Source organism: Arthrobacter sp. efr-133-R2A-120 (genome assembly GCF_030209835.1).
Taxonomy (GTDB): Bacteria; Actinomycetota; Actinomycetes; order Actinomycetales; family Micrococcaceae; genus Arthrobacter.
Genome location: NZ_JARVRF010000024.1, coordinates 151,815 through 166,550 on the forward strand (window position 1 = coordinate 151,815; position 14,736 = coordinate 166,550).

The following is a 14,736-nucleotide window of genomic DNA, read 5'->3' on the forward strand; positions in this document are numbered from 1 at the left end:
GGCGATTATGCCTCGGAAGGGGGAGTAGACGCCCGACGCGGGCGAGATCATTCGTTTCCTTCGTCTTCTTTAGAGCGGCGAAGGCCGCTGGCAAGAATGAGGGTCACAAGGCCGGCGATAAACCCGACAATGCCAATCAATGATCCCACCAGCCGATGAGTGATCTCATACCCATGGGACATGCCCCACATCTGGGTGGCCCACGCAATCAACCCCAGCCGGAGTTGGTTGGCGACGACGATGACGACGAGCATACTTACTATCCCGGCGAGGGCCCGAACCCAGCGGATCCGTTGAGAAAGCACGAAGAACGCACCAACAACCAGAAGGGGCGCAACCAGGACGACAGCAGAACATTCCGCAGTGATATGAAATGCCACGAGGTTGTCGGGCGCAATCGACACCAGACAGTAGTCGCCACTACTTACCACCCCCTCTTTCAATAAGGGGTTTAGCCACCACGACACCAGTTGAGCCTCCCAAGCGGAAGCCACTGACACGCCCACGCCAGGAACACTGCGCACGCCGAAATCACCAAGGCGGCTGCAATCCGCAACAGCCTGTCGACCTTCTTCATTGAAGGCCGTTTTGATTTCACAGAGCGCCGTCGGTCGGGCGGCGTTACTTCAGATACGTAACTGTTCTCTGGCGGCTTTCGATTCCACTCGCGGTTCTCATGAACCTCAGAAGCGAGTACTCAATGACATTGATTGATGGGAGAAGCCGTTCGAGGAGCATGCCGAAACAGGCTCCCCGAACGGTATTCATTTACTCTGCGAACCCTTCAAATTCTGATATCGCATCTGCATTCCACCCGCTAGTAGCCGCCGACGAACAGCGTGCGCGGGTGAGGTCGCGGGATTGATATGTGGTCCCGAGCCTATTCAGACTAAGGCAGTGCCGCCGAAGGTTCGGTCCAGCAAACCCCCAAAATCGCCCTATGCGCCGATGGCGGTGATGGCGTAGTTCGCGATGCGGGTGAGGTCTTCCTTGGTGGCGCCGTCGCGGGCTTGCTGGCTCATGCCTTGCAGTGTTGCGCCGACGAAGGCGGCCATGGCTTTGGTATCGGTGTTTTGCGGAATGCGCCTTGCGTTCAGGTCGTGGGTGAGGGCTTCGGCCATGGCGGCGATGTTGTCGTTGCGCATTTTGGCAAGGTGGTCCGCGACGTGCCGGTTGGCCGGGGTGACGGTCACGGCGGCGCTGATGACCAGGCAGCCTCCCGGGTACGAGGCCGAGGCGTAGTGGTCGGCCGCTTCGAGCAGCAGGCGGCGCATGAGAGCCAGTCCCGAGGTTTCCTCGGCGAAGGCAATGGCCATGAAGTTGCCGTGGGTGGCGTTGTAGTGGTCGACGACCGAGAAGAACAGATCCTCCTTGGACCCGAAGGCTTTGTATAGGCTAGGCGGGTTGATGCCCATGGCGTGGGTCAGTTCGGCGAGGGAGGCGCCTTCGTAGCCGTGGTTCCAGAAGACCAGTGTGGCCGCTTCCAAGGCGTCCTCGACATTGAATTTGCGCCCTTGACCTGTTTTGCCTGACATCGTTGTCCTTCCATTTGCCTGTTGTTTCCAGACGCCCCTTTCGTCCGTTCAAGACTTCCAGTCTCCCCGGTCACTGCCATAGGCATGTGGCGAGCCTCACAGCTCCGGGGGAGAAACAATTCTTGTAGTGATCGTTACACGTATGTAAGTATCTCACTCATGAGCGAAACAAACAAAGACCAGATTGCTGTTGTGACAGGTGCCAGCCGCGGAATCGGTGCCGCGATTGCTTCCCGACTCGCCGCCAACGGATTCACGGTCGGGATCCACTACGGGCGCGACGCTAAAGCCGCGGACGCCATGGCAGCTGCTATCGGGGGCCGCGGGGGCAAAGCGTTCGCCTTCTGTGCCGATCTCGCATCTAACACCGCGGCGGAGGACTTCTGGGCCTCCTTCGACAAGGCCGCGGCAGACACGGGAGTGATCGGCCACCCCCTGAAGGTCCTAGTCAACAACGCGGGGGTCACCCTCCGCGGGGCGATCGAAGACTTCAGCCGCGAGGATTTCCTTGTCCAGCAGGCCGTGAACGTCAACGCCCCGTACTTCATCGTCAAGGAAGCCCTGCCGCGGATCGCCGACGGCGGCCGGATCGTCAACATCTCCTCAGGCGTGACCCGCATCGCCTTCCCGGAAATCATCGGCTACGCCCTGACCAAGGGCGCCATCGACGCCTTCACCCTGACCCTCGCCAAACACCTCGGACCCCGCGGGATCACCGTCAACGCCGTTGCCCCGGGCGTCGTGGACACCGACATCAACGCCTCCTGGCTGCGAGGTAACCAGGACGCCATCGACGGCGTTTCCGCGAGCACGGCACTGGGCCGTGTCGGCCAGCCCGACGACATCGCGAGCATCGTCGCGTTCCTCGCCTCCGACGACGGCCGCTGGGTCACCGGACAGACTGTCGACGCCACGGGCGGAACTAACCTCTAAGACACAACCACTCGCACCATCTGGCGGGACACCTCCCGCGCAACCGGCGCAAATTGCACAAAAAACATAGGGGGAATGATGAACCGTGCCCGCACACGCGGCATCGACCATTTCGGTCTGACCGTCGGATCGCTGGAGGACGCGATCCACGACCTGAGTAACGCGCTCGGCGCCGGTCTCTGCTACATCGAGGGCCCGATCCGGGACCCTGAACCCGGATGGATGGCCGCCAAGCTCGGCGCGCGGGGCAGCTGCACGTTGCGTGTTGCCGCCCTGAATGTGCTCGGAACCAACCTGGAACTCTTCGACTACACCGGTGCCGAACACCGTTCCTGGACCTCGCCCGCAGGCACGGCAGGGACGTTCTTCCTGCTGCTGCGGACCCGGGCGCCGGAACGGGTCATCTCCCGGCTTTTCTACGAGGACGCGGTGGTGCGCCGCGCGGAGCACCCCGCGCCGGGCTACCAGGTGACCCTTCCTTCGGGCATCCATCTGGCCATCCAGCACGGTTCCGAGGAACAGCTTCTCAGTGCGGTCTGCCTGAACCGGTACGACCACCACAGGGCGATCACCGAACTCACCGGGGCCTTCGGTCTCCGCGAAGTCGACGCAGTGTCGGCTTTCGGGGCCTCGGGAATCGTGCTGGCGGGGGACCACGGTGCGCCCCTGGCGGTCCTTCACGGCCGCTCTCCTGCGCCGCGGCCGGCGAACAGTGACCTGGGCGGGCACCATGTGGCGTTCCACGCCGACGACATCGATGCCTCCCTGGCGTCCCTGCCCGCGGCCACCCGGTACGTCCCCCGAGGTGCACCGGAAACCATCACAGAGGGCCCGATTGCCGGAGACCGGTGGATATACCTTGACTCGCCGTTCGGTCTGCAGCTGGAACTGATCAACATGCCCGACGGGTCCCTTCCCTACGAGACCGGGGCCTCCGCGCGCCGGACACCGATCACTATCGGAGCGTTCGCTTGAGCACCACGGCCTCCCGCCGCACCTTCCTCGGAGCCGGGGGGGCTCTCGCAGGTGCCTTCGCCCTGAGCAGCATCGCAGCAGGCGCCAATGCTGCGCCCTCCGGATCACCCCGTACCCCGTACCGGGTGATCACCCCGGGGTCGGAACAGTACGAGGACCTGCTGCAAGGCACCAACCTGCGCTGGAAAGGTGCCGCCCAAAGGATCGCCTTTCCCACAACCACCGATGAGGTCGCCCAGGAACTGCGTACCGTTCTGGGCCTGGGTCTTCGCCCCTCGGCCCGCAGCGGCGGGCACTGCTACGAAGGCTTTATTGCCAACGGAGATGTCAAGGCGATCATTGACCTTTCCGCGATGGACCAGGTCCGCTGGGATCCGGCGATGGGGGCGTTCGAAATCGGCGCAGGCGCGCAACTGGGCCTCGTTTACCAGCTGCTCTACAAGCAGTGGGGCGTGTACGCCCCGGCAGGGAACTGCCCCACTGTCGGGGCTGGGGGACACATCGCCGGGGGCGGCTACGGGAGCATGAACCGCCGCGACGGACTCGTCGTGGACCACTTGCTGGCCGTCGAATCCGTCCACGTCCAGGCGGATGGGACTGTCGCGGTGAGCCGCGGCACCCGCGACCCGCGGGACCCGCACCATGAGCTGTGGTGGGCGCACGCCGGCGGCGGAGGAGGGAACTTCGGCATCGCCACGCGCTACTGGCTGCGGTCTCCCTCAGCAACCGGCGAGCAGCCGGAAAAGGCCTTGCCCGCCCCGCCCCGGCACGTCTGGCTCAGCACCGTGGCGTGGGACTGGGCCTCCATTGACGAGGCCGCGTTCACCCGCCTTCTGAACAACCACGGTCGCTGGCACGAAGTCAACTCCGCTCCCGGAGCCCCGGAAGCCAACCTGTTCGCCCAGCTGAAAACCTGGCACCGCTCCGGTGGCTCGATCACGATGGACACCATCGTTGACGGGGCAACACCCGACGCAACCGGAGTCCTTGACCGCTACCTCGCCGCCGTCTCGGCCGGAATACCCGCGCCAAAGGTTGTTCAACACCGGCTAGTTCCCTGGCTGCAGGCAACCCAGTGGAGCGGGTTCACCGGCCCGGACTCGACCCGCCGCTTCAAAGGCAAGTCGGCCTACCTTCGCCGCAGCTACACCGCGGACGCCATTGCCGCCGCCTACCGGGGTCTGAACGATCCCGCCATCGCCAACCCGACGGCCCTGCTGATGATCGCCTCCTACGGCGGCGCAGTGAACCAGGTCTCCGCGGCGGCGACCGCCGTCCCGCAGCGTGACTCGATCATCAAGTTCCAGGTCGTCTCCATCTGGGACAACCCGGAGGACGATGACGCCAACGTCGCCTGGACCCGCACCACGTACAGGAACATGTTCGCCGCCACTGGCGGCGTGCCCGCCCCGAACGAGAACGCCGACGGCGCCTTCGTGAACTACGCCGACGTTGACCTCAACGACCGGGCCTGGAACACCTCGGGACTGAGCGCGTTCCAGCTCTACTACAAGGACAACCTGCCCCGCCTAAAGCGCGCACGCGCCACCTACGACCCGAAAGGAGTGTTCACCCATGCCCAGAGCATCCCTCTTGCCTGAAACAACAGCCCCGGCGCCAGGGGGCGTCCGCCGCCTGGATGCCCTGACCGGGCTGCGCTTCTACGCCGCGTTGCTCGTCTTCGCCTTTCACCTGAGCCTGAACCGCTTCTTTACCGGCGACGCACCGGCCGTTGAACCCTTGCGCTTCATCCTGAAAAACGGCGGCTGGTTCGGCGTGACGTTCTTCTTCGTGCTCTCCGGCTTCGTCCTGGCCTGGTCGGCCAGGGCCGGAGACACCCCGGGACGGTTCATCTGGCGACGCATCGCCAAAATCGTGCCCAACCATGCCGTGACCTTCTTCGCCGCCCTGGCCATCGGCGGGCTGGGTGCCGCGAGCACCGGCGAAGCCATTGCGAACTTTTTCCTGCTGCATTCCTGGATCCCGGCCGACACGGCATTCTTCAGCATCAACCACCCCAGCTGGTCCCTGTCGGCGGAACTGTTCTTCTACCTCGCCTTCCCTTTCGCGTTTCCGCTCGTGAAGCATGTTCCCCGCCAGCGGCTGCTCGCCGTCGGCGCCGGCCTGGTGCTTCTTGTCACCGCGGCACCCCTGGTCGCCGCGATGCTCCCCTATGGGGCCGAGTTCGGTGCAAACCACCTTCAATCCCCGCTCCATGGGGCATCCATCCCCCAGATCTGGGCCGTCTACGCACTGCCCCCTGTCAGGTTTATCGAATTCGCCCTCGGCATGCTCGCAGCCCGCGCTGTCCTCGAAGGACTCATCCCGCAGATCCCCTTGGTGCCGGCAGCCGTGTTCGCCGCCGCCGGATACGCGCTCAGCCTCTTCGTACCGCTGCCCTGGCAGATGGACGCCGCCTACCTCCTGCCCGTCGCCGTGCTTGTTATTGCGGCTGCACAGGAACCGGCACCACCAAGGATCCTTGCTTCACCGGCCGCCGTACGGCTCGGAGAGCTCTCCTTCGCCCTCTACATGGTCCACGACATCGTCCTGACCGCAACAAGGGCCATCCTGGGCCCCGACCCGTTGCAGCCTTTACCCGCCGCCGGGGTCATCGTTGCTTCCTTCGCCGTGAGCCTGGCAGCCTCGTGGCTGCTCTGGCGGCTGGTCGAAACGCCCGCCAACAATGCCCTCCGGACTCTGAACCCCTTCGGCACCACCCGACGTTCCACCACACGAGAGGCCTGACATGCCCACGAACAACCGATCCTGGACCGTCTCTGCACAACAGGACGTGAACTACCGCGTCGAAACGACCTTCAACATCCTCGACCCGGCCAACCCGACCCTCATCGACGGCGAACACGGTTCCCGCCGCCTCATCGTCACCGACACCACCGTAGATGCCCTCTACGGAGACAAGATCCGCGCCTACGCCGAAGCTAACCTCACCGAACACAAGATCCTCGTCCTGCCCCACGGGGAAAGCAACAAACGCTGGATCGCCGTCGAAACCGTCCTGGAAGCGATCGAAGCCTTCAAACTGGACCGCCGGCGTGAACCGGTGATCGCCATCGGCGGCGGCGTGTTGACCGACATCGTTGGTTTCGCCTGCAGCATCTACCGGCGAAACACCCCTTTCGTCCGGGTCCCCACCACCCTGATCGGCATCGTCGATGCCAGCGTCGGCGTCAAAACCGGGGTGAACTTCCAGACCGGCAAGAACAAGATCGGCACCTACTTCGCAGCCTCACGTAGTCTCCTGGACACCTCGTTCCTGGCCACCCTCGGCGCCCGGCACGTCTCCAACGGGCTCGCCGAGATCCTCAAGATCGCACTCATTAAAGACGGGGACCTTTTCTCCCTGCTGGAAGAACACGGCGCCTCGGCCCTCACCGGCCGGTTCCAGCAACACAGTGACGCCGAACAACAGATCATCGACCGGGCCATCGCCGGCATGCTCGAAGAACTCGAACCCAACCTGTGGGAGCAGACCCTTGAACGACTGGTCGACTACGGCCACAGCTTCTCACCGACCGTCGAAATGAAAGCCCTTCCCGAACTCCTGCACGGGGAAGCCGTCTGCCTCGACATGGCACTGACCACCGCCATCGGCGTCCACCGCGGCCTGGTCTCCGCAGAACAGGCCCGTCGGGTGTTCACCGTCATGGGCAAGCTCGGCCTGCCGGTGACCCATCCAGCCATGACAGCCGAAAACCTGCTCGAAGGCCTTGCCGACACGACCCGGCACCGCAACGGCCTCCAGCGGCTTCCGCTGCCGGTAGGCATCGGGGCAGCCGTGTTCGTCAACGACCTCACCCCCGCGGACATCGCCGCGGCCCTGGAAATCCTGGCCACGGCAGCCCAGCTCGAGGGCGCAGCCGCATGAACACCCTGACAACAACTCCGCCTAGGCCACGCACCCCGGCAGGGCACTCCACCGTTCTCGGCGTCCATGGCGCGGAAGGCCAGACCGGCTGGAAAGCCTTCTACACCCGCCGCGAACTGGCCTCCCCGACAGAGGCGGTCGAATGGGCCACCCTGCCACCCGGGGCAGTCTCTGGCGAACACCGCCACACCCGCACCGAGGAGATCTACCTCATCCTGGACGGGAACGGAGAATTCTTCCTCAACGGCGCCCCGCACCCTGTCAGCAGGGGAACACTCGCCCTCACCACGCCCGGGAACACCCACGGCCTGCGCAACACCGGGAACACCACCCTGAACTGGTGGGTCATCGAGACGCTCACACCCCGCGCCCAGAACGCCCTGAACCGCACCGACCACACGGAGACCGCACCCATGCCCGCACAGATCTTCGACCTCAACACGGTACCCAGAATCGACACCAAAGGAACCTTCGACGGCCCGCTCACCGCCGTCGAACGCCACACCCTCACCACCGGACAAGCCCTCACCCTCGGGGAGGACGCCACCGAAATCGCCGGTTTCCTCAACCAGGGAACGGCCGAACTCGCCTTCCCCGGCTCCACGGCACGCATCGAGGCCCCCACCGCATTTCTGGTCCCGGCCGGTGCCACAGCCACGTTCACTCCGGAAACCGGCGGCGAACTGTTCACCGTCGAGCTGCGGATCGCCCTGCCATGATCATCAGCACTATCGACCCTGACGACTACTGGAGTTGCCTGATCCGCCGCGGGATGCTGCACAGCGAAACGGAAGCCATCGAACACTGGATCCTCACCCCCGGCCAGGAACTCCGACTGGGAACCCAGAGAGTCCACGAAGCACTGCTCCTCCTCTCCGGCGCAGCCGCCTTCGCCGGGGAAACCCTGGCAGCCGGGAATCTGCTGCTCGCCCACAGCGAGCAATCAGGCACCCTTACCGCGACAACAACCACCGAAGTCCTGAGTATCCGCACCTACCCCGAGCACGTCACCCGGGCCCTGCCGGCTCGGATACCGGAACTTCCCGAGGCCGAACGTGCCATCTGACACTCCGGGAGCAAGGCTGCGGGCAACCGTGGCCTTGCCCCTGGCCGTCTTCTTCGCAGTCACCGTCGAAATGGCACCCGCCGGCGCCCTCATGCACATCGCCACCGCACTGAACACCGACATCGGATCCGCAGCCGCAGGCTCCAGCCTGTACGCACTGAGCACAGCAGTCCTCGCGCTGCCCCTGGCCGGCTTTGCCCAACGATTCGAGCTGCGCAAAGCCACTATCCTGGCCGGCGCGATCTTCACGGCCTTGGGCCTGGCCACCTCTGCGGCACCCGATCTGCCCGCCTATCTGGTTCTCCGCGCCCTCCACGGTGCGGCCCACGGTGCCTTCTTTCCCCTCATCCTCGCGCTTGCTGCTGCGTCCGCACCGCAAAACACAGGCAAGGCCGTCGCCAGAGTACTGCTCGGCAACGGTTTCGCTTTGGCTGCCGGCGTTCCCATCTCCGAGGCACTGGCCACCCTGAACTGGCGGATACCGATCGCTTTGGCCGCCATCGGCGTTCTCGTCTCCACCCTCCTCGCACCCCGCCCGGCCCTTCATGACCAGAGCGAAAGCGGCGAAAATGCAAGCAGGCCGGCCCGTGGCATTTTCTGGCTGACTTCCACATTCGCTCTGGCTCTGGCTGGGCACTTTTCCTATTACACCTTCCTCGCACCGGCAGCTACCGCCGACGCCGTCCCGGCACCTCTGGCCCTCAGCGTCTATGGGGCGGCGGTGGTCATCTCGACCGCCTTTTCGGGCACCATCGCCGGCCGGCAGCGTTTGCAACGCGCAATTGCCGTCATCGCCGCCGAAGCCATCATCCTGGCGGTCGCAAGCCTCACCCCCTGGCCGGCAACAACCATCATGACCGCATCGTTGGCGGGGATCTGCTTCGGTCTGCTGCCGACCCTGTTCCAAACGGAACTGCTCGAGCGCACACCAGGACACCGGGCCCTGGCCTCCGGAGCTGCAGTCGTGGCTTTCAACACCGGCATCGCCGCGGGAGCAGCAGGCGGAGCGGCGGTCACGGGGATATCCATCCACGCCCCCACCCTTCTCGGCGCAGCCCTTTTGCTCGTCGCCGGCGCAGGACTCCAGGCAGTCCGGTCGCACGCGGACAAGCCCCTGCGGACCCGGTCAACAGTCCACGCGGGAACGGAACCCGGGATCACCGTCATCCAAGCAAGAGAACCCAGGACATGACGTCAATCCGGGGTCAAAGCCCTACTCCGCACCAGTACCACAGCAGGTTTACCCGCCGCTTGACAGGCACTGCTGCCAGGGCCCCGATGATCGAGCGGTTCCGGCCAAGGCGCGTGGTCCAGTGAATGAATCCGTCCAATTTGGGCGCGAAGATCAACTCGTCGAGCAGGGTACTCGCGGAAGGGATTGATTCCACTGCTCGTGCCAACGACAGGGACAGGAGGGTACAACGATATTGGCAAACTCTCAGCAAAGCCCAAGCTCCGGCAGTTTGCCGCATGGGATGCGGGGACAAAGCAATGTCGACGTCTCACGCAGGGTGTCAACAGTCGGGCGGCCTGGATGGATCTTGTCAACGACTGGGCAGACAGCGCACAGTCTCCGCCTGGTCCGGGTGCCCTCGGTTGTGCGCGCGGCGGGGCGTGGTGTATCGGAATCGTCGCGATTTGAGATGGAGGCTTCGATGTTTGAACGTGATTTGGGAGTCCTTGAGCGGGTACCGGACGACGTCCAGGAGTATCGGCGTAGGGTGCTCAAGAGAATTATCCCGGCTTGGGTGTGCAGTGTGTTGAACCTCTTGGCCATGTGGGTAGTTTCAAGTAGCCAAACGTTCTCAGAGAGGTTCTCCTTTCGGTCGATTCCGGGTGAATCTTTGCTCGCCGGCTTCGGCCTTTTGGCAACTCTGGTGGTGGCAGTTCAAGTGCATGCGCGCTCATTGCGGAGGAGCGATAAGCGCAACAAGCCAGGTCCGGCCGAGTTTCTAGGCTGGGTCTGCTGGGTCATCTTGCTTGCTGTCACCGGGTTGACGACCTTGGGTGTTGCCCAGTCTTTTGATTTCAGCAGATTCCCGTCGTTCCCGACATTCAATGTCCTTCACGGGTTGGGATCTCTGGTCTTCGGGGTGCTGATTGCGTTGTTCGCGAGCGACGCAGCCGAGCATGCGAAACTGTTGGAAGCGCAGTCGGAAGCTTACCGTTGGAAAGAAATCCGTGACACCGAAACGCTTTTGAAAGGACTTCCCTCGGGCCGTCCAGCAGTGGCAAGCCAGACAGTCCAGTTGCTTGTTTTATTTGTCGGATGCCCCGTGCTATGCGGTATGGCGGGGTGGCTGTGGTTTGGCGTGACTGCTGCTTTTGCGGGCGCGGTTGCGTCTCCGCTGTTGGGGTGGTTGGCATTTAGCCAACTCCGAAAACTGTGTGTTCTTTGGTACGCGAAGAAGCCGTGGCCGTTGCTAGGAAACCTAGCGATGGGAGTGTTGCTTTGGCTTCTTTTCGCCGCGGTTTTCCTTGAGGCAGGCCTCCAGCTGGCAATCGACGGATCCCTCGGCGCCGACGGTGCGACCATCGTCAAGAAGCTCTTTCGCTTCATGGCTTTCTATGTCCTGCTGACTTCATTGCCGTTCTACGTGGCGATCTGGGGCTGTCGCACCTACGGAGCGGGTCGCATGCGCGGGATTGTCATAGAGTCGGCAATGAGAACGCAGGCCCGCCGGTTGCTCGAACTCAGGAACATTCCCGTCCAGCGTCGCTTGAGTTTAGTCGCAACGACCCGACGGGCCAACGACTGGTTGAAGCAACACGAGCATGCCTTCAAGAAACTCCGGCCCATCCATATCAAACTGTCGCTCGTCCTGCTCATATTGCTCGGAGCAACCGTCGCGGCTGGAGTCACATGGCTGGTCGTCTTTGGACCTCCGACCCTCTTCGCACTCTTCCCTGACGAATGAACAACCTTGGCGGAAGGTTCTTATGCGAAACACCAGGAGGAACAGACTGCATAACGTCGGGCCCGGCAGGAAAACCTAGGCATGATCGCATCCGCAGGCAGAGAGCTCCGTCTTGGGAAGGGAGGAATCCCGTAGATTCTGGGGCAGACATTGCTCCTTTTTGGCCGAATGCTGGCACCGCGGATCTTTACAAGATTGATGGTGGTGCACCAGATGAACGGGTCGCACAAGTGGCAGAAAAACGATTCAATCGATCTGGTTCGACCAGTTGGGCAAGAAATGCGGCATCCGTAACAAATGAAGCGGCCGGAACTCACCGCTATGTGACCCGTCGGCCGCCGCTGGATTTTGCAAAGCACCGGGATAAGCTTGCGGCATTCGGGGCGAGGGATCCGCGCTGGCCTGGGTCGGCGTGTAGGGGCGCGCTGGCTCGCCGGACGGCCCGGTGGAAGCTTCTGCCGCCTGCGGCCAAAGCGCTAGGACCTCAGCAGCGCCGGAGCTTCCTTACCAAATAGTGGATCGGACTTGAGCGACTCAAGCACTTGACGGCCTCGGGTTCCTCGGACCCTCTTGATTGCGCGAAGGAAGTGACCGCGGGTGTCGCCCCGGGAGTCGTCATAAGGTTGCCACCGTTGATCCGTTGTCTCCCTAACGGAGTCTTGACAGTCGTCGGCAATCTGGGTCTCGAACGACTACTCTCGGGAGCCGAGTCCCTGCTGATCGCAGTCCCGTGGCTGGTATCACGCAGGGTGCACAGGCCGTCTGAATCTCTCCTCCCCCGCGCCCGCGGCAATTGTGCCAGCGCGGTCGTTCGACTCTCGAAAATCGCAAGAACTGCTGATGTCGAAGTCGCCGGGTCACCGTCCGTCGAACGGGTCGGCTGCTGCGATGCTCGTTGACAATGTCGGGCGGGCCGCGCTGGCATTCATCCGGACTGGCGCCAAGGGTTGCTGACCACAGACTTGTCTTTGTTCGTCCGTAACAGAGTCTTGGAACCGCCCCGTATTTTGCCGGCTTCCCCGGGCTGCATACCCCGCCTCAGCCGATGAAAACTCTTGTCCATATCGATCTCGCAGGATGCAGGCGCGGGACCCGTGTTTACAGTCTTCAAACGCCGATCGGAGGTCCTTGACCCGCCAGGCGGTCACCATATGACAACGAGCAGGAAATCGGTCGAGAGTCTCCGGGTGGTCATTCTGCCTTCAGGCATGACCCGAAGGAGGCCGAATGGTCGTAGTGCGGGCTACAAAGTCGAGGCCCGATCATGCAACTTCAGATGCCGGCGGACTGGCAAGGGCGGCCTTCGATGTTGTCCTTGTCAAGGGCTATTACAGATCGCGTGATTGTCAGTGACAGAGAGTAGGTGCCGATCTTTCGAGCTGTTCATACCGATTCACAAGGCGGCGTCACTTCTGTGTGGGGAAGGGCTGCCGGTTCGCACTTGACTTGCGACTCCGAGAGTCCGGTGTCATCGTTTGCCAACATTCAAACGCGTATGTACTCTTCGACTAGACATGCCAATTGTTGGGGCGGGTCAAAACAAAGGTACTGCGGCATGATGTTTGTTGGTCATGCTGAAGAGACCGTTTAGCATGCTTGGGGGCTGCATTCTTGATTCGCGTTGAAGGACTAAAAAAGAAGTATCAGGACGTCACTGCTGTTGACGGTCTATCCATGGAGATACCCACTGGTTCGGTCTTTGCGTTCTTGGGAACCAACGGGGCGGGGAAAAGCACCACGATTTCCTGTATGACGACCAGCCTTCCATTTGATGAAGGCGTGATAGTAATCAACGGCAACACCATTGGGAAGGACGACGAGAGAATTCGTCGGGATATAGGCGTCGTTTTCCAGCAATCCCTTCTGGATCCTCTGGCGACTCCCGTTGAGAATCTCCGCCTGCGCGCCGGTTTCTATAACTTGGGAAGCAAGACGGAGTCCCGGATCAAAGAGCTCACCGACCTGGTCGATCTCGGAGACTTTTCCTCACGGCGATACGGTCTGCTTTCGGGAGGACAGAAGCGGCGCGTGGATATTGCACGTGCCCTCATACACAGCCCGTCCGTCATTTTCTTGGACGAACCCACCGCCGGGCTCGATCCGCAAAGCCGTGAAAAGGTCTGGGAAGCAATCAACACTCTCCGTGAAGAGCAGGGGCTTACGGTATTCCTAACCACGCATTACATGCAGGAAACCGAAAACGCCGATGAGGTGGTGATCATCGACAAGGGTCGACGGGTCGCGGCCGGAACTCCCGCTGAGCTGCGGTCGCAGTACAGCCGCAGCGTGCTGACCATCCAGTCGTCGGCTCAAGATCGCCTTAAGCGAACAGTCACCGATCTTGGCCTGACTTTTGAAGCAAGAACCGATGTATTAGAAATTGACGTCGAAACTGCACAAGACGCTCTTGCCGTCATCACGGCCCACCGCGAACACATCGGACACTTCGAGTTGCGGCACGGAACGATGGATGACGTCTTTCTGGCTCTGACTGGAAAGGCATAACATGCGCATTATTACTCTTCTCATGGGGCGCAATCTCTCTCTATTCTTCAGGGATAGAATGGGAGTTTTCCTGTCGCTGCTGTCAGCCGTAATTCTATTCGCGCTATATGCTCTATTTCTTGGCAATCTTCAAGTCGAGAACGTTCAGGAAAAGTTCCCTAACGCGACTGTCGAGGACGTTAAAGGGTTCGTCAATTCTTGGGTTTTTGCCGGTATTATCATGATCACGACGCTCACTACGAGTCTGTCTGCGCTCAATCTATTTGTCGAAGACCGGGCTTCTGGACGTTTCAAAGATTTCATGGTTTCACCTGTCCGGCGCGGCCATCTAGTTGGCGGATATCTCTTGTCAAGTTTCGTCATTGCGGTTTCGATGAGTTCGGTTATTCTCATCGCTGGTCAGGCTTACATGGCGTGGACTGGACAAGCCGTGACTTCGTGGGGAGGCCTGGTGCAAACCTTCGCATATATTTGCCTGCTTTCCGCGTCGTTTTCAGCACTGTCTTCTTTTATCGTCACCTTCATTCGGAGCTCCAGCGCTTTTTCATCGCTTGGGACGATTGTTGGGACAGTAATTGGCTTCTTGGCGGGGGCTTACATTCCCCTTGGAACCCTTCCGGAGGGCGTTAGGAACGTGATCAACGCACTCCCGTTTTCACAGGCAGCCATGTTGGTCAGGGGTCCGCTCACCGAGGCGACAAGCAACCGGCTAGCTGGGGGACAAGAAGAGGCGATCACCGCGCTCGACAAGTTTTACGGAGTTCACATCTTCGTCTCAGACCTCGCGGTGACCGTGCCCATGGCCGTCGCCGTGATGGCCGGTGTACTTGCCTTGTTCGCTGCCTTGGGCATGTTACGGATCCGCACCCACATTCGGTGAAAGCCATTTAGCTTCAGATCTCACCCAACGCCACC

Annotated in this window: 14 protein-coding genes; 11 read left to right on the forward strand and 3 right to left on the reverse strand. The window is 61.9% G+C overall.

The window, feature by feature from the left end; genetic code table 11:
- Positions 1-47 precede the first annotated feature (47 nt).
- Entirely contained in the window at positions 48-494 is a 447-nt protein-coding gene (locus tag QRN52_RS13305) for an archaeosortase/exosortase family protein (protein WP_284753209.1), read from the reverse strand.
- 444 nt (positions 495-938) lie between these two features.
- On the reverse strand, positions 939-1,535 hold the full coding sequence (locus QRN52_RS13310) for a TetR/AcrR family transcriptional regulator (protein WP_284753210.1): 597 nt from the start codon (positions 1,533-1,535) through the stop codon (positions 939-941).
- Positions 1,536-1,694: 159 nt separating this feature from the next.
- Between QRN52_RS13310 and QRN52_RS13315 the strand changes: the two genes are divergently transcribed.
- From QRN52_RS13315 to QRN52_RS13350, 8 genes are all read left to right on the forward strand, one after another.
- The gene (locus QRN52_RS13315) at positions 1,695-2,468 is read left to right on the forward strand and encodes an SDR family NAD(P)-dependent oxidoreductase (RefSeq protein ID WP_284753211.1); all 774 of its coding nucleotides are present in this window, start codon (positions 1,695-1,697) and stop codon (positions 2,466-2,468) included.
- Between the two features lie 75 nt (positions 2,469-2,543).
- Positions 2,544-3,443, forward strand: coding sequence for a VOC family protein (locus tag QRN52_RS13320; RefSeq protein ID WP_284753212.1), 900 nt, complete (start codon positions 2,544-2,546; stop codon positions 3,441-3,443).
- A complete protein-coding gene (locus QRN52_RS13325; protein WP_284753214.1) occupies positions 3,440-5,044 on the forward strand; it encodes an FAD-binding oxidoreductase in 1,605 nt (534 codons plus the stop codon). Before QRN52_RS13320 ends, QRN52_RS13325 begins: the two co-directional genes overlap by 4 nt.
- Positions 5,019-6,191, forward strand: coding sequence for an acyltransferase family protein (locus QRN52_RS13330; protein ID WP_284753216.1), 1,173 nt, complete (start codon positions 5,019-5,021; stop codon positions 6,189-6,191). The genes QRN52_RS13325 and QRN52_RS13330 overlap by 26 nt, the downstream gene beginning before the upstream one ends.
- Before the next feature lies 1 nt (position 6,192).
- On the forward strand, positions 6,193-7,332 hold the full coding sequence (locus QRN52_RS13335; protein ID WP_284753217.1) for a sedoheptulose 7-phosphate cyclase: 1,140 nt from the start codon (positions 6,193-6,195) through the stop codon (positions 7,330-7,332).
- Complete coding sequence (locus QRN52_RS13340; RefSeq protein WP_284753218.1) at positions 7,329-8,051, forward strand: cupin domain-containing protein; 723 nt, start codon at positions 7,329-7,331, stop codon at positions 8,049-8,051. Before QRN52_RS13335 ends, QRN52_RS13340 begins: the two co-directional genes overlap by 4 nt.
- Positions 8,048-8,398 (forward strand): hypothetical protein, encoded by a 351-nt coding sequence (locus QRN52_RS13345; protein WP_284753220.1) that lies wholly within the window; start codon positions 8,048-8,050, stop codon positions 8,396-8,398. The genes QRN52_RS13340 and QRN52_RS13345 overlap by 4 nt, the downstream gene beginning before the upstream one ends.
- Positions 8,388-9,590 (forward strand): MFS transporter, encoded by a 1,203-nt coding sequence (locus QRN52_RS13350; protein WP_284753221.1) that lies wholly within the window; start codon positions 8,388-8,390, stop codon positions 9,588-9,590. Before QRN52_RS13345 ends, QRN52_RS13350 begins: the two co-directional genes overlap by 11 nt.
- A gap of 13 nt (positions 9,591-9,603) precedes the next feature.
- Here QRN52_RS13350 and QRN52_RS13355 read toward each other — a convergent pair whose 3' ends face one another.
- The gene (locus tag QRN52_RS13355) at positions 9,604-9,786 is read right to left on the reverse strand and encodes a hypothetical protein (RefSeq protein ID WP_284753222.1); all 183 of its coding nucleotides are present in this window, start codon (positions 9,784-9,786) and stop codon (positions 9,604-9,606) included.
- Between the two features lie 267 nt (positions 9,787-10,053).
- Here QRN52_RS13355 and QRN52_RS13360 point away from each other — a divergent pair, with 267 nt between their 5' ends.
- The 3 genes from QRN52_RS13360 (at position 10,054) to QRN52_RS13370 (ending at position 14,701) form a co-directional block, all read left to right on the forward strand.
- Complete coding sequence (locus QRN52_RS13360) at positions 10,054-11,316, forward strand: hypothetical protein (protein ID WP_284753223.1); 1,263 nt, start codon at positions 10,054-10,056, stop codon at positions 11,314-11,316.
- Positions 11,317-12,990: 1,674 nt separating this feature from the next.
- The gene (locus tag QRN52_RS13365; RefSeq protein WP_284753224.1) at positions 12,991-13,821 is read left to right on the forward strand and encodes an ABC transporter ATP-binding protein; all 831 of its coding nucleotides are present in this window, start codon (positions 12,991-12,993) and stop codon (positions 13,819-13,821) included.
- A 1-nt stretch (position 13,822) separates the two neighbouring features.
- On the forward strand, positions 13,823-14,701 hold the full coding sequence (locus tag QRN52_RS13370) for an ABC transporter permease (RefSeq protein ID WP_284753226.1): 879 nt from the start codon (positions 13,823-13,825) through the stop codon (positions 14,699-14,701).
- Positions 14,702-14,736 lie beyond the last annotated feature (35 nt).

Excerpts from the sequence above, each read along its gene's own strand:
- QRN52_RS13310 (WP_284753210.1), bottom strand. The coding sequence starts at position 1,535 with ATGTCAGGCAAAACAGGTCAAGGGCGCAAATTCAATGTCGAGGACGCC.
- QRN52_RS13315 (WP_284753211.1), top strand. The coding sequence starts at position 1,695 with ATGAGCGAAACAAACAAAGACCAGATTGCTGTTGTGACAGGTGCCAGC.
- QRN52_RS13320 (WP_284753212.1), top strand. The coding sequence starts at position 2,544 with ATGATGAACCGTGCCCGCACACGCGGCATCGACCATTTCGGTCTGACC.
- QRN52_RS13330 (WP_284753216.1), top strand. The coding sequence starts at position 5,019 with ATGCCCAGAGCATCCCTCTTGCCTGAAACAACAGCCCCGGCGCCAGGG.
- QRN52_RS13335 (WP_284753217.1), top strand. The coding sequence starts at position 6,193 with ATGCCCACGAACAACCGATCCTGGACCGTCTCTGCACAACAGGACGTG.
- QRN52_RS13340 (WP_284753218.1), top strand. The coding sequence starts at position 7,329 with ATGAACACCCTGACAACAACTCCGCCTAGGCCACGCACCCCGGCAGGG.
- QRN52_RS13345 (WP_284753220.1), top strand. The coding sequence starts at position 8,048 with ATGATCATCAGCACTATCGACCCTGACGACTACTGGAGTTGCCTGATC.
- QRN52_RS13360 (WP_284753223.1), top strand. The coding sequence starts at position 10,054 with ATGTTTGAACGTGATTTGGGAGTCCTTGAGCGGGTACCGGACGACGTC.
- QRN52_RS13365 (WP_284753224.1), top strand. The coding sequence starts at position 12,991 with ATGGAGATACCCACTGGTTCGGTCTTTGCGTTCTTGGGAACCAACGGG.
- QRN52_RS13370 (WP_284753226.1), top strand. The coding sequence starts at position 13,823 with ATGCGCATTATTACTCTTCTCATGGGGCGCAATCTCTCTCTATTCTTC.